The 24,178-nt window shown below is 30.7% G+C and carries 15 protein-coding genes; 2 read left to right on the forward strand and 13 right to left on the reverse strand.

What is annotated here, in order from left to right:
• Position 1: 1 nt before the first annotated feature.
• The 8 genes from NAT47_RS06495 to NAT47_RS06530 form a co-directional block, all read right to left on the reverse strand.
• Positions 2-1,945, reverse strand: a complete 1,944-nt coding sequence (locus NAT47_RS06495) for a sialate O-acetylesterase (protein ID WP_250581531.1) — start codon at positions 1,943-1,945, stop codon at positions 2-4.
• On the reverse strand, positions 1,945-4,170 hold the full coding sequence (gene bglX / locus NAT47_RS06500; protein WP_250581532.1) for a beta-glucosidase BglX: 2,226 nt from the start codon (positions 4,168-4,170) through the stop codon (positions 1,945-1,947). The genes NAT47_RS06495 and bglX overlap by 1 nt, the downstream gene beginning before the upstream one ends.
• Positions 4,171-4,172: 2 nt before the next feature.
• Positions 4,173-5,612, reverse strand: coding sequence for a glycoside hydrolase family 30 protein (locus NAT47_RS06505; protein ID WP_250581533.1), 1,440 nt, complete (start codon positions 5,610-5,612; stop codon positions 4,173-4,175).
• A 113-nt stretch (positions 5,613-5,725) separates the two neighbouring features.
• Positions 5,726-6,574: an endonuclease/exonuclease/phosphatase family protein gene (locus NAT47_RS06510; RefSeq protein WP_250581534.1), complete on the reverse strand. Its 849-nt coding sequence runs from the start codon at positions 6,572-6,574 to the stop codon at positions 5,726-5,728.
• Positions 6,575-6,899: 325 nt separating this feature from the next.
• On the reverse strand, positions 6,900-8,294 hold the full coding sequence (locus tag NAT47_RS06515) for a glycoside hydrolase family 30 protein (RefSeq protein ID WP_250581535.1): 1,395 nt from the start codon (positions 8,292-8,294) through the stop codon (positions 6,900-6,902).
• 226 nt (positions 8,295-8,520) lie between these two features.
• Positions 8,521-9,972: a RagB/SusD family nutrient uptake outer membrane protein gene (locus NAT47_RS06520; RefSeq protein WP_250581536.1), complete on the reverse strand. Its 1,452-nt coding sequence runs from the start codon at positions 9,970-9,972 to the stop codon at positions 8,521-8,523.
• A 20-nt stretch (positions 9,973-9,992) separates the two neighbouring features.
• Positions 9,993-12,998 carry a SusC/RagA family TonB-linked outer membrane protein gene (locus tag NAT47_RS06525; RefSeq protein ID WP_250581537.1) on the reverse strand — a complete coding sequence of 1,002 codons (3,006 nt, stop codon included), beginning with the start codon at positions 12,996-12,998 and terminating at the stop codon, positions 9,993-9,995.
• A 279-nt stretch (positions 12,999-13,277) separates the two neighbouring features.
• On the reverse strand, positions 13,278-16,094 hold the full coding sequence (locus NAT47_RS06530; protein ID WP_250581538.1) for a helix-turn-helix and ligand-binding sensor domain-containing protein: 2,817 nt from the start codon (positions 16,092-16,094) through the stop codon (positions 13,278-13,280).
• A gap of 126 nt (positions 16,095-16,220) precedes the next feature.
• Here NAT47_RS06530 and uvrA point away from each other — a divergent pair, with 126 nt between their 5' ends.
• Together uvrA and NAT47_RS06540 are read left to right on the forward strand one after the other, a co-directional pair.
• Complete coding sequence (gene uvrA, locus NAT47_RS06535; RefSeq protein ID WP_250581539.1) at positions 16,221-19,010, forward strand: excinuclease ABC subunit UvrA; 2,790 nt, start codon at positions 16,221-16,223, stop codon at positions 19,008-19,010.
• A 2-nt stretch (positions 19,011-19,012) separates the two neighbouring features.
• Complete coding sequence (locus NAT47_RS06540) at positions 19,013-20,209, forward strand: LETM1-related biofilm-associated protein (protein ID WP_250581540.1); 1,197 nt, start codon at positions 19,013-19,015, stop codon at positions 20,207-20,209.
• Here the strand turns inward: NAT47_RS06540 and can are convergent.
• The 5 genes from can to NAT47_RS06565 all read right to left on the reverse strand — a co-directional run bounded on the left by can (position 20,206) and on the right by NAT47_RS06565 (position 24,138).
• Positions 20,206-20,841 carry a carbonate dehydratase gene (gene can, locus NAT47_RS06545; protein ID WP_250581541.1) on the reverse strand — a complete coding sequence of 212 codons (636 nt, stop codon included), beginning with the start codon at positions 20,839-20,841 and terminating at the stop codon, positions 20,206-20,208. The two genes, NAT47_RS06540 and can, sit on opposite strands and share 4 nt — an antisense overlap.
• Before the next feature lie 95 nt (positions 20,842-20,936).
• Positions 20,937-21,620 carry a carbonic anhydrase family protein gene (locus NAT47_RS06550; RefSeq protein ID WP_250581542.1) on the reverse strand — a complete coding sequence of 228 codons (684 nt, stop codon included), beginning with the start codon at positions 21,618-21,620 and terminating at the stop codon, positions 20,937-20,939.
• Positions 21,621-21,629: 9 nt separating this feature from the next.
• On the reverse strand, positions 21,630-23,222 hold the full coding sequence (locus tag NAT47_RS06555; protein ID WP_250581543.1) for a SulP family inorganic anion transporter: 1,593 nt from the start codon (positions 23,220-23,222) through the stop codon (positions 21,630-21,632).
• A gap of 70 nt (positions 23,223-23,292) precedes the next feature.
• Positions 23,293-23,583: a hypothetical protein gene (locus tag NAT47_RS06560; protein WP_250581544.1), complete on the reverse strand. Its 291-nt coding sequence runs from the start codon at positions 23,581-23,583 to the stop codon at positions 23,293-23,295.
• Positions 23,584-23,658: 75 nt separating this feature from the next.
• Complete coding sequence (locus NAT47_RS06565) at positions 23,659-24,138, reverse strand: Dps family protein (RefSeq protein ID WP_250581545.1); 480 nt, start codon at positions 24,136-24,138, stop codon at positions 23,659-23,661.
• Between the last annotated feature and the right edge of the window lie 40 nt (positions 24,139-24,178).

The following is a 24,178-nucleotide window of genomic DNA, read 5'->3' on the forward strand; positions in this document are numbered from 1 at the left end:
GTTAATTGATTTTATATTTCTCAGATTCTGTACTTAATTTCCAATCATCTGTTCTAAATGGAACAGCGGGAAAACCTTCATTGTTAAATAAATTGCATTCAGAAGCATCACCCATCCACCCAAAACGAACTGCAATAGGATTTGCTACTTTGTTAGATGTTATAACTACATTATCATATACTATCTCTGCTTTTGCATAATGAAACACTTTATCTTCTCCAGCCACTTCAAAACCTTTTATATACCCATATTTATCCTTAGTCATTAATCCAGAACCTAAATTTTCAAAAGTCAGAATGGTTTTTCCATCACTATTTCTGAATGATTTGAAAGTTGGCCCAGAAAAACAAACCGATTTTTGATTGTAAGTATTATGCAATGAGATAGCTGCTAAACGTTTTCCAACATCTTGTTTGTTGGTTGGGTGTATATCGAATGGATTAACCACTAAATCAGTTGATACAGCCATTCCAGTATTTTTAAGTTTTAAAGTTTGAGTTTGTGCTTCTCTAAGTTCAGCCCATGCACATCCTTCGTTACTGTTTCCTTTTGTTACAAAACTTGCTAACTGCACAAAATAAAATGGAAAATCTGACTTAAATTTAGAACGCCAATCCTCAATCAACAAAGGAAAAGCTTTTTTATATTGATAGGCTCTTTGCTCATTACTTTCACCTTGATACCATATAACTCCTTTAAATGCGAAAGGAATCAATGGATGAATCATGGCATTGTAACACAAGGATGGAAATTCGTTTTGGTTAACGTTATTTAAGATAGATTCTACTTGAAATTTCCATAATCCACTCAAAGGAATTTCTTCTTTATCTGTCACAATTTTTAGAGATTTACTCTGACCATGCATTCCTCCCCCGGCACCTGTATCTGTAACTCTGACAGCAATTACATTGTCGCCAATATTTAAGATTTCTGTTGGAATTAAATAACTTCTTTTTGCATCCCAACCATTGGTTTTGCCAACTCTTATTCCATTAACAAAAGTTTCGTCATTATCGTCGATTGCAGGAATTTCCAATGCAACAGATTTTGGTTTTTCATTTAATGTAAAGTGTTTTCGAAGCCAAACAACTCCATCAAAATTTCCTAGAATTTGCTCTTCCCATGGTTGTGGTTGGTTCAACGTTAACCATTGACTATCATCAAAATTTAAATCTTTGTAAAAAGGAACATTATCCGTTGTAAATTTTGATTTTTGTAATGTTTCAATATCTTTTTTAGCTACAATCATTTTGCTTTCTAACAAAGAATCGATATTGACTTTTGGCATTTGAGCAATCATTTCTTTAAATTCATTACTATTTTCAAAACCTTCTCTACTGATCCAAGTTTCAATATTCGTACCTCCCCAGGTAGCATTAATTAAACCTATTGGAATGTTTAATTTTTGTGTTAACTCTTTTGCAAAATAATAACCCACACCCGTAAAATCAGCTACAGTTTCAGGTGAGCAAATTTGCCAAAAAGCATCTTTAAAATCTGTATTGGGTACAGAATTTATTTGCTTAGGTATTTTTATATGTCTAATAGTTGGAAAATTTGCTTTTAAAATCTCCTCTTTTGAATTATCAGACTGACCTACAGACCATTCCATATTTGATTGTCCGGAACAAATCCAAACTTCACCAACTAAAACATTTTTAATTTCTATTGAATGACTTCCTTTAACACTCAAAGTGTAAGGTCCGCCAGCATTTTCATTATTTAGATAGATAGTCCATTTTCCGTCTTTACTAGCTTTTACTTTTTTAACTTGATGATGAAACTTAACGGTAACCGTTGTATTAGGTTTATCATATCCCCAAACTGGAATTTTTGTATTACGTTGTAATACCATGTTATCCGAAAAAATTGAAGCTAAAGAAGTTTGAGCATTTGTTATTACTGTTGAAAGTAATAAAACAATAAGGCTGTATTTTAATTTCATTATTCTACTAATTCAAAATTATCTTTTAATCGAATGTCTTCAGAAGAAGCTCCAATCATTAATTCAAATTCTCCAGGTTCTGTGATGTAGTCTAGGTTATCATTATAAAATGAAAGTTTACTTTTATCAATTGTAAATTTAATTATTTTCGTTTCACCTACATTTAAATGCACTTTGATAAAATCTTTCAATTCCTTAATTGGTCTTACTACTGAACCCACTTTATCACGAAGATATAACTGAACCACTTCTTCCCCAGCATATTTTCCTGAATTAGTAACATTTAAACTCACCTCAATTATTTCTAAACTATTGATTTTATGAGATGATAATTTTAAGTTTGAATACTGAAAAGTAGTATAACTTATTCCATAACCAAATGGAAATTTAGGTGAATTTGACAAATCAATATAAGCAGATTTATAATTTTTATCATCATTAATCGATGGTCTTCCTGTATTAAAATGGTTGTAATAAATAGGGATTTGTCCTTCATCTCTTGGAAAAGTCATAGGCAATTTTCCAGAAGGATTATAATCTCCAAAAAGTACATCTGCAATAGCATTTCCTGCCTCAGAACCTAACCACCAAGTATATACAATTGTTGGCATATTATCTGCTGTCCAATCAAAAATTAACGGACGACCTGCATTAATTAAAATGACAATTGGCTTACCTGTTTTTTGCAATTCTTTGATTAAGTCTTCTTGAACACCTGGCAGATGAATATTACTTTTACTTTTGGCTTCCCCGCTCATATTCCATGCTTCCCCAATACTCAAAATTACAATATCAGATTTATTTGCTACAGCAATTGCTTCTTGAAAACCCGACTTATCATCACCTTCAATATTGCATCCTTTAGCATATAACAATTTCGTGTTTTTACCAACTTTTCTCTCAAGACCTTCCCATTGAGAAACTATATAAGTAGAATCTACATCTTTCAAATCAACCGCCCAAAAACCATGATTTATTCGCTTTGGTTTCACCATAGGACCGATAAAAGCTATTGTTTTTAATTCTTTAGAAAGTGGCAAAACATTGTTCTCGTTTTTAAGTAAAACAATACTTTTCGACGCAACATCACGTGCTATTTTTGTGTGTTCTGGATTATTTAGAGCTGCTTTTTGTCTTTTTGGATTGGAGAATTTATAGGGATCATCAAACAGACCTAATTCAAATTTTTTATAAAGAATACGCCTAACAGCATCATCAATAAGTTCAATTGAGACTTTATTTTCCTTAACTAACTCCGCTAAATTATTACGATAAGCATTACTTTCCATATCCATATCAGATCCAGCTGTAATTGCCTGCAAAGCTGCTTCTTTACTATCTTTAGAATATCCGTGAGCGACCATCTCTCCTATTGAACCCCAATCAGAAACTACAAAACCTTTAAAGTTCCATTTTCCTTTCAAGATATCTCGTTGAAGATAGCTATTACCAGTGGCAGGAATTCCGTTTAAATCATTAAATGAATTCATAAAAGTTGCTGCACCAGCGTCTAAAGCTGACTTAAAAGGAGGTAAATAAGTTTCCCATAACATTCTGTAACTCATATCTACCGAATTATAATCTCTTCCTCCAACTGCAGCTCCATAAGCAACTAAATGTTTAGCGCAAGCCATTACTGCATCTACATCGCCTAATTTTTTACCTTGAAAACCTTTCACGCGGGCAAATGCGATTTTTGAACCTAAATAAGTATCTTCTCCAGCACCTTCCATAACTCTACCCCATCTAGGATCTCTGCTTATATCTACCATAGGAGCAAAAGTCCAATGAATACCCGAAGCTGATGCTTCAACTGCAGCAATTCTAGCACTTAATTCTATTGCATTTAAATCCCAACTAGCAGCTTCAGCTAAAGGAATTGGAAATGTAGTTTTATAACCATGAACAACATCTTGACCAAATAATAATGGAATTTTCAATCTAGATTGCATGGCTAATTCCTGATATTGTCGGGTATATTTTACTCCTAAAATATTAAGCATTGAGCCCAATTGCCCACTCTTAATTTCGTTTTGCTTATTTGGGTTTATCGTAATTGGTCCCGTTACTGTATTATCTCCTGAGTATTGATTTAATTGTCCTATTTTCTCATCAAGTGTCATCTTTTTGATTAACTCATCAACTTTTATATCAATGTCATTTTGCTGCGAAAACACAGGAAGAAAACAAAGAAACAGAATAAACTTTAGGATGTAATTTTTCATTATTAATGTATTATTGTTTGAATTGCTTTTGGTAAAATTATAATTTCTGTAGCATTAGTTCCAACACTTAAGAAATATTTAATCTCTTTATCCGTATGATTCATAACTACTGTTACAATTTCTCCATTTGGATTCATGAATGAAGTTGTTAACAAATTACTTCTACTAGCAGAACTAGCAATTCTTTTAGCTCCTTTGTCTATAAATTTAGAAAAATGTCCTATAAAATAATAAGAAGGTGTATAAATCAGTTCTCCAGTTTTCAAATCTGCATGAATTGGAGCGAAACAAAAGTTTTTAACATGATTTGGCCCACCATTTTCATCTAACAAGATATTCCAATCAGTCCATCCCACCGTTCCATTATTAAAGTCATTAATCATTGATTTGCCATAGCGCTCGCCATTAGCCCATAATTGGTAATTTTTAGCATCAAATTTTTCAACACAACCTTCTGTGAATAGTAAGTTTTTATCTGGATACATTTCATTTACTTTTCCAATGTTATCATACATTTGATCGCCTCCACTCCAATTTTCATACCAGTGAAATCCTATTCCCCAAACATATTTACTGGCTTCTTTATCATCTAAAACTGCACTAGCTCTTTGCGTAATTAAATCTCTGTTATGATCCCAAATAGTGATTTTTTTGTCTCCAAAACCTGCTTTTTTAAGGGTAGGTCCAAGAAAATTTTTCAAGAAATCTCTTTCTTCTTCAGCCGTATAAATACAAGATTCCCAAATTTGAGTGGCCATTGGCTCATTTTGAACAGTTAATCCCCATACTGGTAATCCTTCATTTTGAATTGCATCAATATATTTCACATAATAATTTGCCCATGATTGATAATACTGAGGTAACAATTTTCCACCTTTTAACATGTTATTATTGTCTTTCATGAAAGCTGGAGGCGACCAAGGACTAATGTAAAAAGTGGCTTTAGAACCTATCAAATTCATTGCTCTTTTTAGCATTGGTATTTTGAATTTTTTATCAACTGAAATATCAAAAGATTTCAAATCTATATCACCGTCTTGAATATAAGTATAGCTTGATGAACTAAAATCGCAGCTATTCATGTTTGTTCTAAGAATTGAATACCCAATACCTTCATTTTTACTAAAATAAGCATTTAAAAATTCTTGTTGCTTTTCTGATGACAGTTTGGAAAAGACTTCGGCAGAAGCATCTGTAATAGCACCACCAATTCCTAAAAAAGTTTGAAATTTTTTATTTGGATTCACAAAAACACAAACTTGTGTCTCCAAAGGCTGTTTCATTTCTTTAAAATAGTATGTTTGGTCAGATTTATCTAACCTAAGATTGGTTTCATTTGCGGATGTATATACTTGTATATTTTTTCTTGAAGTCGTCTCCTTTACAGAAGAACATCCTAAAATGACAAAATAGCTGAAAAGTAAAATTACTGATTTATTCATAATATTGTTTAATTTAAAATGTGTAAGCTACAAGTGATACACCATATCGTGAAATTGTAACCTATTTTGTGTTTGATTGTGGTAAAAAATGTTCTTTATTGTGAGCTATATTTTCATTGTTCAAATTTAATTTCTACCAAAATCGGAAAATGATCTGACGGATACTTTAAGTTTCGTGAATCAATCAAAATTCCATATTTTTTTACTCGTATATTACTAGATCTCGATATAAAAATATAATCGATTAATTCTGTAACAGGTTCGTTGTAATTAAAATTATTAAAAGTTCCAACTGGTCCAAATGCTACTTGCTCAGAAATATCTCTGGAATCATGCATAACCTTTTTAATGTCAATTATTCTTTTATCTGTAGGATTCAAATTAAAATCTCCCATAAAAATAACTGGATAATTTTTTGAGTTTAGTTCTTTTATTTTGCGAATGATTAATTGAATTCCATTCGTTCTTGCTTCTTCTCCAATATGATCTAAATGCGTATTAAAAACCCAAAAATTTGTTTTCCGTTTTTTATCTTTAAATAAAGCATAAGTACATATTCTATTGTATGCTGCATCCCAACCTTTTGAAATAGTATCGGGTGTGTTTGAAAGCCAAAATGTATTTGTTTCAAGTACGTCAAATTTTTCTTTTTTAAAAAAAATAGCGGAAGATTCTCCTTTGCCAATTCCTTCTCTAGCAATTCCTACCTTATCATATTGCTTAAGAGAATTTATTATATCAACTTCTTGATTAGGTCTAGCTTCTTGAATTCCCATAACATCAGGTTCATAAAACTGAATTTGAGAAATTAAAAATTCTTTTCTATTAGCCCAACTATTATCTCCATCGGAAGCAACATCTAATCGAATATTGTAAGTCATAAACTCATACGTTTGAGCCTTAACTTGAAAGCAAATAATAAATAAGAATGAAGCTAAAATTATTTTTGAACAATTTTTCATATTTCTTTTAAAATTAAATAGAGTTTCTATTGAACCAAAACAGAAACTCTATTTTGAATAAACTAACTAAAAAAATAAACTATAATCTTTTAATCTTAATACAATCGACTTCAAATGTTGCTGATGTTAAATTTAAATCTATAGTTTTTACAGAATTATTGCTAATTCAGCTAAATCTTAATAAAGATTAAACTTCAATTTTTGTAAATGTGTAAAAACAATAAATTGTCAACTTAAAAATTATAAAATACAATTCACAATCCCTTGAACAAATTACTACAGTTAAAACGCTAAAAAATAAATCCTTTATTCATTTGTGATTACATTAAAAGACATAGGTTGCAACGGTTCTTCCATCTAAAGAAGTTGAAACCGATTTATCATTTATTTTAATATTAAAATTTTCTGATGTAGAATTTTCATTTAAAACGATTACCACTGTTTTTCTATCAGGAGTTTTAAAAGCTACATTTGGTAAATTAGAAATTTGCTTAGAGGCTATTCTTACTGAATTCGCAGGAACAAATTTTGAAGCATGTGCTATAATATAATAACCTACATTTCTTTTAAAAGTCTGACTGTTTTCAATAGTAATGGCACCCTTACATTGTGTACATCCTCCCGGAGTGTGGGGTCCAAAATTAACATCATTTGCTAAGTTCCATTCTAAAGCAGTTTTACTCCAATTTAACATTGAACCAATAATAACGTTTTTCATGTGCCAAATTAAATCTCCTGAAAAAGTCCCATCAGAACCTGTCCATTGCTCCGTGAAATAAACATTTTTTGTTGGATGTGCATCATGTAAAACAGATAGTGCTGAAATATCACCTTCATATAAATGAAAAGCGGAACCATCAACAAAAGAATTTGCAATTGGATCATTTAAAACTTCCAAAGGATATTCTGGCTTATTACAATTATGATCGTAAGCTATAATTTTTGTTTTAATATTAGCATCACGAAATGCGGGACCTAAATGATTTTTAATAAAATCTGTTTGCTCCGTAGCCGACATGCTTAAACTTGGATTATTTCCAGCATGTAATGGCTCATTTTGTGGTGTAATAGCATCAATAGTAATTCCTAATGATTGCATTTTTTTGATATATTTTACAAAATATTGTGCATAAACATTGTAATATTTTGGTTGTAATTTACCACCAATACTGCTATTGTTGTCTTTCATCCATATAGGTGGTGACCATGGTGTTGCAATAATTTTAATGTTAGGATTTATCACTAAAATCTCTTGTACCATTTTAATCAACTCCTCGTCTGGTTTTAAGCTGAATTTTGATAACGTAACATCTGTCTCACCTTCAGGAATATCATTATAGGAAAAAACACGAGCATTTAAATCAGAAGCGCCAATACTTAATCTCAAATAATTAATTGCTATAGATTGAGTTGAATTTCCAAAAAGTTCTTGTAGTAACTGTTTTTTCTTTTCTGGGACCAATTGATTTATAACCTCAACACTTCCTCCTGTTAAAGTATATCCAAAACCATCTATACTTTGAAAGGTTTTAGAAGTATCAATCTCTATACTAGGATAAGAATTGTTGTTAATACCAAATTTTAGATTTAACGTTTGTTTATGTAGTTTTACTGACTCGTCTGCTTTAGTTATCCAAACATCAACATTTTTAGTTTTGCTAGAAATGTTTTGTGTTGAACAAGAAACAGATAGAGTTACAGGTAAAAATATATATATCAATATTTTTATAAGTTTAACCATTTTATTTAATTCAAAAAGAACATTGTAACTGCTTGAAATTTAAATTTATTAGATATTAAGTAGCTGAACTAACAATTGTAATATGTTAAGCTAGCTACTTTTCATTCTAATCTTTACATCAAAAAAATAAAATCCATTAATGAAAACTACAATTTAAATGAATTTTTCAAAAAGAGTTATCATTAATGGATTATGATTTTAAATATTAATATCCAGGATTTTGTGTTAATAATGGATTTGCATCTAATTTATCTTGTGGTATAGGCCACAAAAGTCTATTTTGATTGATATTTGAAGCTGTTGGTAAAACCACTCCGTTTCCGTCTCTTTGTTGAGATAATACTTCAACTGCTTTACCCATTCTTTTAAGATCAAACCAACGATCTCCTTCAAAAGCTAACTCCATGAATCTTTCTTTAAGGATTTTGTTAATTGCATCTGTTTGATTAGTAGCGGTAATTGTGCTAATTCCAGCTCTAGTTCTTACTTGATTAACTAAAGCCATTGCTCCTGATACATCTCCTAAAGTAGCTAAAGCTTCAGCTTTTAATAATAAAATATCAGCTAAACGAGCGATGTAAAAATTTTGATTTCCGTTAGTATCTCTCATTTTGTAAGCAAAAGGATAATTAGTTGAAGACCAATAATTATCAGCCCAACCAACATTTGCTACAGTTATTGTTGATGCTCTTCTTTGAGTATCACCATTTTCAATAAATGCTTGAACTAAATCGTGAGAAGGAGCATTAAATTTTTTCCAATCAGTACCTAAAAACATAAATGTATTCCATGCACCAATAGGGCTACCCCATCCGCCACCATTCACTTCCCAAATAGACTCATCATTACCTTCATGAGCACTATCAAAAAGATGATCAAAAGTAGTCATTAGAGAATAACCACCTGCAATAACTTCATTACAATATTGAACCGTTTTTGTCCAATCTGGATTTGGCATTGTAGCGTAAACTTTAGCTAAAAGTGCCTTTGCTCCCATTTTATTCGCTTTAAACTTATTAGATCCATCAGGAGCTTTATCTATTGCTACTAAACAGTCTAAGATAATTTGGTCATAAACTTCTGCAACAGGTTTTCTTACTGGAAATAATTCATTAAAAGCTTGCTCAAAGTTAGCACTTGAAATTGAAAAAACAGCTGTTGTTGCTATAGGACAATCTCCCCATAATTGAGCTGCTTGAAAATGATTTAAAGCTCTAATTAATGACGCTTCACCTATCATTTCATCTTTACGAGTTTGACTTAAATCAGAAGCTTGATTAACATAATTAATAACAATATTACATGTATTGATATTATTATAAATGTCATTCCAATCTCCTCTCATTTGAGAATTTGTAGATAACATTTGAAAAGCTTCATATTGAAAAATAGCAGGATTATCTGCTCCAATATAAGCATTATCAGACTGTCCATCACCCGCTAATAAAAAGTCTAATTGCCAATAGCCAGAACCAAAAGTCCCATAAACTGCATTCATTCTAGACTCAGCAGCAGCTGCATCTTCAATTACAATTCCATTATTTAAAGACGTTGCTTCTTCAGTTATTGGCTCTGTATCTAAATAATCTGAACATGATGATAAAAACAATACCATTAAAAGGGTTATTGCTTTTAAATAATTTTTAACTAATTTCATAATTATATAGTATTTTAATTTTAAAAGTTTGCTTTAAGTCCAAAAATGAATGTTTTAACTTGAGGATACGTTCCTAAATCAATTCCTTGTCCTATACCTGTAGCATTATTGAACGCTCCAACTTCTGGATCAAAACCTTTATAATTTGTGATGGTATATAAATTTTGTCCTGTAACATACAATTTCACAGAATTCAATTTCAAATTTTCTAATTTAAATTCATATCCTAAAGTAACCGCTTTCAATCTTACATAAGAACCATCTTCAACGTATCTATCAGAAACGTGTAATGCATTTGGATCATTAGCTCTTGGTACATCGGTAACTTGCCCTGGAGTAGTCCATCTATTTAAAACTTCAGTAGATTGATTGTTGTAATTACTCATTAATGTTAAATCCATTCTTGAAGCATTAAAGATATCACCACCTTGAGAACCCGTAATTAAAGCATCAAGTGTAAATCCTTTATAGCTAAAATTATTACTAAATCCGAATGTATAATCTGGATTAGGGTTTCCAATAATTGTTCTATCATCTGTAGTAATTTGTCCGTCTCCATCAATATCTTGATACATTAAAGAACCTGAAGCTGGATCAACTCCGTCTACTTTATAACCATAGAAACTTCCTAATGGAATTCCTTCAGCTAATAAAATTACACTTTCTCCTACTGATGTTAAATTTTGAAATTGTATTTTCTTAAGTAAACCTAGAGCTACAACTTCGTTTTTGTTGAAGGAAATATTAAAATTCGAATTCCACTTAAAGTCTCCAGTTAAATTTCTAGTATTTAAACTTAACTCTAAACCTTTATTTTCAATTTCTCCTGCATTATAATAATATGGTTTTGAAAAACCTGGGAAATAAATGATTTGTAAAAGATCTTTTGTATTCTTTTTATAGATATCTGCAGAAAATTTTACTCTATCTTCAAATAATCCTAAATCAAATCCAAGATTAAGATCTGTTGTAGTTTCCCATTTTAAATCTGGATTACCAATTTGATCTAATGTGGTAGAATTGGTTAAAGGATTTGTATAATTTAAATCGAAACTAGAATATGCTGGTAAGCCTGATAAATTACCCGTTTTACCCCATCCTGCTCTTAATTTTAATTCGCTAACAGACGTAAAACTTTCTAAGAAATCTTCGTTAGAGATAATCCATGCCGCTGAGACACCTGGGAAAAATCCCCATTTATTACCCGAAGCTAATTGTGAAGCTCCACTTTCTCTAAATACTCCATTAAAAATGTATTTATTATTCAAAGTGTACGTAACTCTACCAAAATAAGACAAGCTTCTTACTTTGTTTTCTCTTAATTCAAAAGACTTGTTAGTAGCAGCATCATAATCATAATGAGTTTGATTAACATTGAATCCAGTTCCTGAATTTGCATCTTTATAATAATTATTACTCTGCATCGACATACCTCCTAATAATTTTAAATCTGAGTTATCAAATTTTAAAGAATAATTAAGTGTATTTTCAAAATTTAAGTTCTCATATTTTTCAAGAGTGTTACTTCCTCTACCTTTTATTGTAGTAGGATCATTTTCGCCATTTCTACCCCATACATTGCTATATGGATCTACAAATTGAACATTTTCAGATCTTGTTATATCAGATGAAAACATAGGTTTCCAAATTAAACCCGGTAAAATATTAACATCAAAACTTACACTACTTAAATATCTATTAACAGCTGTTTCATTTTGTCTTGCTAATAAAGAAACTGGATTCTCCCACCCAGATTGATATGGGTTTACAGCATATTGTCCATCTTTAAATCCATCTCTAAACGATCCATCAGGATTAGTATCTCTTATCATCAATTCAGAACCCCAAACAGGTAAAAATGAAGGAGTAACCAAAGCACTCATAACAGCTCCACCTTGTCCAACACTGTTATTATCACTAATATACGATCCATCTGATTGAATTACGTTCATACTTACATCCGTTTTCAACCAAGATGTTAGATTTGCATTCAAATTAATTTTACCCGAAAATCTTTTGTAATTAGAGGGACTGATAATACCGTCCATAACTTGATAGCCTAGTGCACTATAAAATTTTAATTTTTCGGTACCGCCTGCATAAGAAAAATTATAATTTTGATCAACACCTGTTCTTAAAATTTTATCTTGCCAATCAGTATAAATTCCTGCATATCTAGGATCATTAGCTGTAGTTAAATAGCTCGGATTTATCTCTCCTAATAAAGTTTTATAATCTGATAAATTTAACACATCTACATTACTAACCGCTTTAGAAAAACCTAAATAAGAACTAAACTGATAGTCATTTTTATTAGCCTTTCCTTTTTTTGTTGTAATGATTACCACACCCGTAGAACCATTAACACCATAGATAGCTGTTGCAGTTGCATCTTTTAAGATTACCATATCAATGATGTCTTCTGTATTTAAACCCGTAATATCTTTGGTTTGAATTCCATCAACCACATATAATGGCGTGTTTCCAGAATTAATTGAGCTAAGACCTCTAATACGAACATCAAAACTAGCTCCTGGCTTCCCTGAAGTTTGTACAACATTAACACCTGTTGCATTTCCTTGTATTGCTTGAGCAACATTTAAGATAGGACGACTCTCAAAAGCATCAGATTTGATCGTTGAAATAGCATTTGATACATTTTTACTTTTTTGAGTGCCATAACCAACGTTTACAACTACCTCTTTTAGTTGATTAATATCCTCAACTAAATTAATAATCATTTCTCCATTAGTAATTTGCACTTCTTTTGTCGCATATCCTACATAAGAAACAACTAGTTTATCAGCATTATTAGAAACTGATAATTTAAATTTTCCATCAAAATCGGTAATTGTTAGTGTATTAGTACCTTTTACTAACACATTTGCACCAATTAATGGAATCCCATCTGACACCACTTTACCAGAAACTGATTTCTGAGCTTGTGCAGATGTAATAAAGACGAATAACATAGAAATAAGAAAAATATTTTCCCTAAATCTGTTTAATTGTGGCTTTAATTTCATAAGTGAATAAAATTTAGTTTGGTTAATTCTTACAAGACCTATTTATATCTTGTTAACAAGATGTTAAATTATTCAATAAACCCATAACTCCTAACCTATCAACCACAACAAAAAATATACAATGACATAATTTTTACAAACAAATAAAAGAATATCGCAAAAAATGTTTTGATTCTTGAGAAAATGAAAAAATAATTACTTGTTAAATCTTGAATATAAGCGATATAAAACCACGCCTTGTTGAGGTAATGTTGTAGTAAAAGTATACAAATTGTATAGTTACAATCCTAAAATATAATCTACAAGACCATTATCATGCATCAAATTAAGCTTTTTACGCAAACGATAGCGTTTTATTTCAACACTTCTAATCGAAATATTTAGCATAGGAGCAATCTCTTTTGAAGTAAGATTTAATCTCAAATAAGCACATAATTTTAAATCACTCGACGTTAAGTTTGGATGAAGTAATTTAATTCTCTTCAAAAAATCTTTATCAACATTATCAAAAGCTTCTTTGAATACATTCCAAGAATCATCTTCATTTATATTTCTGGAAATTGTAGTAATGACAGATTTTAGGTTTTTATTATCGCTTGTTTCAGCAGATTTTTTTAAATCCTCTTTTATAATAGCTAATAGTTCATCTTTTTTAATCAAACTCATGTTAGATACTGCTAATTCTTTATTTTTTGCATCTACATCTTGAGCGAGCTGTTCGTTCTTAAGTTTAATGATTTGCTTTTCGCTTTCTAATGCTGCTATTTCTAATAATAAATTATTCTCTTCAATTAATTTCTCTTCTTGCTTTCTAAAATAATTATGGTAAGATTTATTAATGTAAAAAACTGAAATAATAAAAATAACTATGTAAATAATCCATGCAAAACCTGATGCATACCATGGTTTATTGATTTCAAATTTATAAACGATACTATTAGATACTAATGTATTAGCAACTTTGGCTCTAACTTTTAATGTATAAACCCCGGGAGATAAATTTTTAAAATTAGCACTAGACTTTGTACTCCAACCACTCCATTGCTCCTGAAAGCCTTCTAATAAATATTGATATTCTACATCTATAAATTTATCGTATTGAGGTACCGAATAATTAAAAACAATATTATTCTCTGAATGATGCAACTCAATTTCTTTTGATAATGAAATATTCTTTGGTGAATTTTCTAATTTGTTGACAGAAACTGAATTTAATATTATACTATGCGTTTTAACTTTAAAATCAGATAAATTAATAATGAAATACCCATCTGTTTTTCCTATTAAATATTCATTGTCTCCTATTTGAGAAACATTTTCGTAACCTGTCATTGGATTAGTAATCGAAAATGGTATTGAAATTTTATGTGTTTTAAGTTGAGAATCAAAATTTCCAGAAGTAAAATAATAAATTGAATTTTTAGTAAAAAACCACATTTTGTTTGATTTATCTACATTTATTTTTCCAGAAATATATCCTCCTTTTGATAATATTTCACTCAAATGGTTATCCTTTTCAAACTTATTTGATTTTGAATTCAATTTATAAACTCCTTGTTTTCCGGCAAAGTAAATCGTGTTGTTATACTTTGCTAATCCAATGTTTTTACCTTTTCTAGGTGAGTTTAGTATCGTAAATCGATTTACTTTTGATAATTCTTTATTTAGTTCAACTTTTATAACCCCTTTATATTCATGACCAACATATAAAACATTATTATTCGCCATTTCAAAATATCGTGATGATATATCAAAACCTTTAATTTTGTTTTTAAAAACCCAACCATTGTTTGTTTTTTCTAAAATTGATAATCCATCATAATTTCCTTGAATTATGCAGTTTTTATTATTTGGATTAACGTTGAACTTCCAAGTTCCTGATTCTTTATAAATTAATTTGATTTTATCCTCTTTAACTATGAAAGTTCCTAAATCATGCCCACAAAATAATTGATTATCATATTCAAATAAAGCCCAAACCTGACCTTTTGTTCCGTTGATAAAACTAAATCTACTATTTTCGTCTGAATTTTTATAAAACAAGCCTTGATTCGTTCCTAAATAAATTTTGTTATCAAATTTGATTGATGTGTATACGGTCCCCAAGTAGCCATCATCATCTTTATAATTTTTAATAGGTGATTGTAAATTAACACAATCAATCCCATTATCTAGACCTAACCATAAATTATTATCGGAATCTTCTTTGATAGACAAAATTGTATTGTTACTTAAACCCGTATTTTGTGTGATATGATTTTTTATTTCCCCATTGGAATCTAAAATATAAATCCCGTTTGAAATCGTACCTAAAGCAAAACCTCCATTAGATAACTTTTGAGCACTAAAAATTGTATTCATTTCTATTTCTGCTTCAGACAAGAAATGAAATTTTGATAATTTTTTATCTTCTAATTTAAAAATCCCAGCTCTCTCTGTTTGAAGCAAAACACCCTCTTTATCTTTAAAAATTTCAACAATTCTGTTATTTTGAATTCTAGAATCATCTGATACCAATACAGATTTTCCGTTTATAATTTCATACAGACCCTCACCAATTGCTTGAAAATATATAGAATTTTCAACCTTATAACATTTAAAAATATACTGTTGTTTGTCAATAAAATTAAAACTACCATCTTTAGTATTATAAACATAAATTCTATCAAAAGATTGGAATAAAACCCAATAATCTACTGTGATTATATTCCAAAAATGTTCATCTTCTATTAATTTGTTTTTAATTTTATTACTAATTGAGGTATACTTCAACAACCCATTTACTTGTCTTTTCCAATACCCAAATTCCATATAACAACCTGTGTATATTTTATCACCAACTACTTTTACCGAACGAATAATAGTTTCATTTGGTGATGGATACAAACTCCAATTAGATCCATTAAATTCTAATAAGCCTTCATTATTAGCAAAATAAATAAAATGATTTTTATCTTGAGAAATCATCCAATTTTGATTACCCGCATGATATACACTTGATGGATATTTAACTATTGGAGGGAGTTCTTGTGCAACACTACATATACCTGTAAGAAGAAGTATTAAATATATATTATTTTTAATAAAAGAGACCATATGGCTATAGTAATTTATGGGTAAAAATATTGTATTATTACCAATAGTTCAAATTTAAATCCACTTTATATTTTGATGCTTGTCACATTATAAATTATTATCTTTGCAAATCTTTTAAAAACAACCATGAAACAACCCAATATTGCTACTTTAGATCCTAAAAAAAACATTATAATTAAGGGAGCTCAATTGCATAACCTTAAAAATTTAGATGTTGCAATTCCAAGAAATAAATTAGTCGTAGTTACAGGACTTTCCGGGTCTGGAAAGTCGAGTTTGGCATTTGATACTTTATATGCTGAAGGACAACGTAGATATGTTGAAAGTTTATCATCATACGCACGCCAGTTTTTAGGGAGATTAGACAAACCAAAAGTAGAATACATTAAAGGAATTGCACCCGCAATCGCAATTGAACAAAAAGTAAATACCAGTAATGCACGTTCCACCGTTGGAACTTCTACCGAAATCTATGATTATTTAAAACTTTTGTTTGCAAGAATAGGAAAAACATACTCGCCTATTTCGGGTAAAGAAGTCAAAAAAGATACAGTTTCCGATGTTATCAATGAAGTAAAAGACTTGCCGTTAGAAAGCCGTTGGTTATTGCTTGCCCCTATTCATTTAGAGGATGGAAGAGCTTTGGAAGACAAATTAAAAGTCTTATTACAACAAGGTTTTGCACGTATTTTAGTAGATAACGAAATGGTTCGTTTGGATACCATCGACCAACACCAATTAGACAATAAAGACATTCTACTTATCGTTGATCGAATTGTCGTTAAAGACGAAGAAGAATTCTATAACAGATTAGCCGATGCTGTTCAAACTGCTTTTTATGAAGGAAAAGGTATTTGTTATTTGCAAGAAGTTGATTCAAAAAAACGTCTAGAATTCAGTTCTAATTTTGAATTGGATGGCATTACGTTTTTAGAACCCAATATTCATTTGTTCAGTTTTAACAATCCTTACGGAGCTTGTCCAACCTGCGAAGGCTATGGAAGTGTTATCGGAATTGACGAAGATTTAGTGATTCCAAATACCGCTTTATCCGTTTATGAAAATGCTATATTTCCTTGGCGTGGTGAAAGTATGGGATGGTATCGCGATCAATTAGTAAACAACGCTTATAAATTTGATTTTCCAATTCACAAACCCTTTTTCGAACTTTCAGACGAACAAAAGCAATTAATTTGGGATGGAAATTCGTACTTCACTGGATTACATGATTTCTTTGCAGAATTAGAAGAGAAAAATTATAAAATTCAAAACCGTGTTTTACTTTCGAGATATCGTGGAAAAACAAAATGTACCACTTGTAAAGGCAAACGTTTACGTTACGAAGCTAATTTTATAAAAGTAGGCGGAAAAACGATTTCTGATTTGGTCGATTTACCAATAGTAAACTTAATTGATTTCTTTAAAAAATTAGAATTAAACGAATACGATGCTAAAGTGGCTAAGCGCTTATTAATCGAAATCAATAATCGTTTAGACTTTTTGTACAATGTGGGATTGAGTTATTTGACTTTAAACCGAAATTCTAACTCGCTTTCTGGAGGAGAATCGCAACGAATTAACTTAGCCACTTCGCTAGGAAGTAGTTTGGTAGGTTCGATGTACATTTTAGATGAGCCGAGCATCGGTTTGCATCCAAAAGACACCGAAAGATTAATTGATGTTTTAAAAAATCTTCGCGATTTAGGCAACACCGTAATTGTAGTAGAACACGACGAAGATATCATGAAAGCTGCCGATATGATTATCGATATTGGTCCAGAAGCCGGAACGCATGGCGGTGAATTAGTCGCACAAGGAACGTATGATGAAATTATAAAAGCCGATTCGCTTACTGCGAAATATCTAAACGGAAAAGAAGAGATTTCGGTACCTAAATCTAGAAGAAAATTCAAGAATCATATCGAAGTTATAGGCGCCAGAGAAAATAACTTAAAGAACGAAAACTTCACTTTCCCATTAGAATGTCTAACAGTGATTACAGGTGTTTCGGGAAGTGGAAAAAGTACCTTGGTTAAGAAAATTTTGTTCCCAGCGATTCAAAAGAAATTAGAAGGTGTTGGAGAAAAAGCAGGACAATTTACTGAATTAGCCGGAAGCTTTTCACACATCAAACATATCGAATACGTAGATCAAAATCCGATTGGAAGAAGTTCGCGTTCGAATCCGGTTACGTATATCAAAGCTTACGATGATATTCGTGATTTATTTGCGAAACAAAACGTTTCTAAACTACGAAATTATCAAGCCAAACATTTCTCTTTTAACGTGGATGGCGGAAGATGTGAAGTGTGTAAAGGCGATGGAGAAGTAACCATCGAAATGCAATTCATGGCGGATGTTCATTTAGAATGTGAAGCTTGTAACGGAAAACGTTTCAAAAAAGAAGTCTTAGAAGTTACTTTCGAAAACAAAAACATCGACGACATTTTAAAAATGACCATTGATGAAGCTTTATTATTCTTTACCGAACACAAACAAACCAAAATCACGCAAAAATTACAACCTTTGCAAGACGTTGGTTTGGGTTATGTACAATTAGGGCAATCCTCTTCTACCCTTTCTGGTGGCGAGGCGCAACGTATTAAATTGGCTTCATTTTTAGTAAAAGGAACCATTAAAGACCGAGCTCTATTTGTTTTTGACGAACCTACAACGGGATTGCATTTTCACGATATTAAAAAATTATTAGCTTCGTTTGATGCGTTATTGGAAAAAGGACATTCAATAATTGTAATTGAGCACAATTTGGATTTAATAAAATGTGCCGATTATATTCTTGATATTGGTCCTGAAGGTGGTGAAAATGGAGGAAAGTTAATTGCTTTTGGAACGCCAGAAGAAGTAGCAAAAAATAAAAATTCGGTTACAGGAAAATACCTAAAAGAGAAATTATAAAGATGATAAACCCATCTGCAAACGGTTGGATTGACAAATTTTTTGCTGAAAATAATGACAATTTCATTGATTTTCAAGGCAATACATTGTCTTTTTATGAAGATTGTAGAACCACAGGGTTTATTTATGGTTATGTAGTACGTTACCAACTTCAAAATCAAATCAATACTACAAAATGGTCGTATGATGAAGTAACGAAGGTGGGATTTTTAAATACGCTTTTTTCTTTATATCGCATTGAAAATTCAAACGGAACAAAAGAAAATTTTATTAATTCGGTTTACCAATTTTATAAAATCATTCAGCCAGAAAATCTGAACTTTATCAAAAAATTACTTCCCGAAGGAACATACAGTTCTCGCTTGGAAAAAATTATAGACGACCGAATTCAGACAAATAACAATACCATTAGCAAGAATTTCTCGCACATCATTACTAATGCCCTTTTGTTTATTGATGTTTTGGCGTTCGAGCATTTTTTAAAAAATGAAATATTACCATCAGATTACTTAAAAAATGTAGAATCGGATTGTATTAAAATTGTCTCATTAGCGTTAAAAATTAAAGAGCGAAAATCAAAATATGATGAATTATTGGTGAAATTGTTCGAAAATTCAATTCGTTATACCAAATTCAATACTATTGAAAATATCGAATTATCCGAGATCAAATTGATACGTCATACTTCGTTATTGGAAAAATTATATTTGTTAGATATTGCGCAAATGGCACTTTGGAGCGATGAAAAATTAGAAACTAACGAAGAAAATTTCTTGAAACAATTGTGTTTAGAATTGGATTTGGAACCTTCACTATTAAATAAAAGTTCCTTGGAAATCAATGAATTTATTGGTAAATACCATTCGGAAATTCCATTTTTCAACTATTCGAATCCAATTAAACATTTTTACGATCAAGCCAATAAAAATGTCACGAAACTAATCATTCGCAACAAAGACCGATTAACCAAAGAAATTAAAGAAAGTGGTGAATTGATGCAGCTTTTAGCCAAATCTACTACTAAAGATTTAAGTAAAGAGGAAAAAAAGAAAGTAAAAAAACAAATACTTGACATCTGTAAAACAGTTCCGTCGTTGACTATTTTTTTACTTCCTGGTGGCGGCTTATTATTGCCTATTTTGATAAAATTTATTCCTCAGTTGCTACCATCTGCTTTTAATGAAAATTTAGATGATTAAAGTTTCAACTGATATACATCATCAAGATCCTTATCACAACTAAAGTTAACATCTAAATCCGTTACATAACCATCGTTAAGACCATAAACCCATCCGTGTAAGGTTAATTCCTGACCATTTTTCCATGCATTTTGAACTATGGATGTTTTAGCCAAATCCATAACTTGTTCTCTCACATTGATTTCTACAAATTTATTAAATCGTTCGTTTTCATCTTCAATAGCATCTAATTCTTGTTGATGAAAACGATACGTGTCTTTTATATGACGTATCCAATTGTCTATAATTCCAACTGAGGTATTACCCATTGCAGCTTTAACTCCTCCACAACCATAATGTCCGCAAACAATGACATGCTTTACTTTTAACACATTAACTGCATAATCCAAAACGCTTAACATATTCATATCGGAGTGTACTACCATATTGGCGATATTTCGATGCACAAATACTTCACCCGGTTCCGCTCCAATTATTTCATTTGCAGGAACACGGCTATCGGAACAACCAATCCAGAGCAATGGTGGATTTTGTTTTTCAGCTAAACGTTTAAAAAAATTAGGATTCATAGCTAATTTGCTCTCAACCCACTTTTTGTTGTTGTCTAATATTTTTTTATAAAAATCGCTCATGATACAATTGTATAAATTCAAATATAAAAAAAAGCTTTCAATTCAAGTCTATTTTTTTATGAATTGAAAGCTTTTAAATTTTAATAAATTAAAAATTAATGTCGTAATTCTGCTACTGTAAATTCGGGATTAAGATCATCCTTAATGTACATCACCTCATCATAGAATGATACAACACCAGTTTCTATGTCGTGCATGGCTCCAACAATTCCAATTTGACCATTTTCTAACATTTGTTCTAAAACATAACTTCTTTCGATAATACTTTTAACGCTTCGCTTGACGTTAATTTCAGCAACATTTTCAACAAATTCACTATTTTTTGAACTTCTCTCAACAGTAGTTTGCTTTTCTTCGTAAACTGCAGGTTGAATTTTAGATAATAATTCGGTTAAATTACCCATTTCTACATGATCGCAAGCTCCTTTGACTGCTCCACATTTGGAATGACCTAAAACCACTATCAATTTAGAACCAGCAACTTTACAAGCAAATTCCATACTTCCTAAGATATCGGTATTAACAATATTTCCGGCAATTCGAACAGAAAAAATATCTCCTAATCCTTGATCAAAAATTAACTCAGCCGAAGTTCTACTATCAATACAGCTCAAAATCGTAGCAAAGGGCCACTGACCATCACGCGTTTCGTTAACTTGTTCTAATAAATTTCGATTAGCTTTGAGGTTATTTATAAACCTATTATTCCCTTGTTGTAAAAACTGTAATGCTTTACGAGGAGTCATTTGGGCTTGAGTTTCTTTATTATGTGCTTTCATGATTCTTGATTATATTGCTTCTTTTGCTTCTTTAATTTTAATATGTTTGAATTCAACTGTATCTAGATTGTATTGTTCTTTAAAACCTTTCAAAGTTAAATCTATTTCTTTGTCATCGGCCTTTATGTTTCTAAAATCTTTTATGAGTTCGACTACATCAAAATCGATATATTTTGTATTGGAAGCATCGATAATTAACTTTGAACCTCTAGGAATACTCGCCAAAGTATTTTTTATAGCTGCTTTGTTTAAAAAGGAAACTTCTTGAGCCAATTTCATGGTAATTATATCTCCATCTTTGAAAGACTCCTTTTTGAAAGAATAGGCAATTTTTAGATTTTGATATAATATAAAAATAATACTTATTCCTAATCCAATACCAACACCTTTTAACAAATCGATAAACACAACTGCTAAAACCGTGACTAAAAAGGGTATAAACTGGGAATATCCATTTTGCCATAAATGCACAAAAACACTTGGTTTTGCCAATTTATACCCAACCATTAATAAAACCGCTGCTAAAGCCGCTAAAGGGATTTTATTTAAAATAAACGGAATAGAAAGTGCAAAACTAATTAAAAGAAATCCATGAAAAATAGTGGATAATTTAGTTCTTCCACCCGAATTAATATTAGCAGACGAACGAACCACTACCGAAGTCATTGGTAATCCACCTAATAATCCACTCAATAAATTTCCAATTCCTTGTGCTTTTAATTCTCTATTAGTATCTGTGAATCTTTTATAAGGATCTAATTTATCGGTAGCCTCAACACATAATAAGGTTTCTATAGAGGCTACCACGGCTATCGTTAAAGCTACTATCCAAACTTTTTCGTTTGTTAATGCAGAAAAATTAGGTAAAGAAAATTCGTTTTGAATTTCCGCAAAAGTGGGAAGATTTACAAGATGATTTTGGGTAATAATCGCTAAACTTGAACCGGATTGAATGAAAAATTCGTTCAATAAAATACTAATAACAACGACCACTAAAGCTCCTGGAATTACTTTTAACTTTTTTAAAGCAGGAACTTTTTCCCATGTAATTAAAATGGCCAACGATAATAAAGTAATTATTAAAGCTCCATTATGAATGTAATTTACAGACTCAATTAAAGTGTCTAAAGTGGAATTTCCAGACTTCTCTATGTAAAAAAAGTCACCTTCATTATTAATATCGTAACCAAAAGCATGAGGAATTTGTTTTAGAATTATAATGATTCCAATCGCTGTCAGCATACCTTCAATTACACTTGTAGGAAAATAATTTGAAAAACTACCTGCTTTTAAAAATCCCAAAGCAATTTGAATTAAACCTGCCAAAATTACAGCAACTAAGAAAATATCGAAACTTCCCAAATCTGTAATCGCGGTTAAAACAATAGCAGTTAATCCAGCTGCTGGACCGGTAACACTTAAAGACGAATTACTTAAAAAGCCTACCACTACACCTCCAATTACTCCTGAAACTATACCTGAAAAAAGGGGCGCACCAGAAGCTAAAGCAATACCTAGACACAATGGTAATGCTACTAAAAAAACAACAAGACCCGCTGCAAGATCTCCTCTTACATTGGAAAAAATAGAATGATTATTCATGGATAATTTTATAATACGTTAATAGAAGAGCATCCCTCTTTATAAGAGTGATGAAAAAAAATTATTAGTATTATAAAATGTTTGGAGGCGGAGAAAAAATTTGATGTGCTAGATTATCAAAACTAATTATATGTTCCACTACAAAATCTAGTCTTTCAATATATGATGTTGAAAAAACTAAAAAAGAATAATTAGCAAAAGGTACAGTTTTTATTTCATTAAATGGAGCGTGATTTTCCTCTTCTTCACACATATTGTAGAAGTAAGAAATATTAACTTCTTTATTAACTATCCCTATAATTGTTGGGGTCGATAAAAAAGAAATAAATATAAATAGAAATAAATTCACAAATAATTTCATATCGCGAATTTAGTATTTCAAAAAAAACTTTTTCTTAATTTTTTTATAAAAAACCACGCTAAGGCGATAGTTTTTTTAAATATCTTCTTCCATCCAAGCTTTTAACATCCAATTGGTCTTTTCTTGCTCGCTGATAAAATCGCTCATCATAGAATTAGTTCCCTCATCATTAATTTCTGATGCTTTATTTAGAATGGATCGCTCTATTTGTAAAAGTATACTTAACGATTCTAATATCAACTCAATGGCCTCAACATCATTTGATATATCTTTACCTACTCGAAGTTTACTATTTGCAACATAATCTGAAAAAGTGTGTAATGGTGTTCCTCCTAAAGTTAAAACACGTTCGGCAATTAAATCAATCTTTAACTGACTATCATTATACAACTCCTCAAATTTTAGATGTAAATCGAAGAAACGTTTACCTCTTATATTCCAATGCAACCCTCTCAAATTTTGATAATAAACCTGAAAATTAGAAAGCAAACCATTTAATTCTTTTATCAATTCATTAGTTTGTTCAACTGGAAAACCTAGACTATTTAACTTCATAAATTTTAATTTTATATGTCAAATTTACAAATTTTAATAC

The sequence above is a fragment of the Flavobacterium fragile genome (assembly GCF_023634865.1).
GTDB lineage: Bacteria > Bacteroidota > Bacteroidia > Flavobacteriales > Flavobacteriaceae > Flavobacterium > Flavobacterium fragile.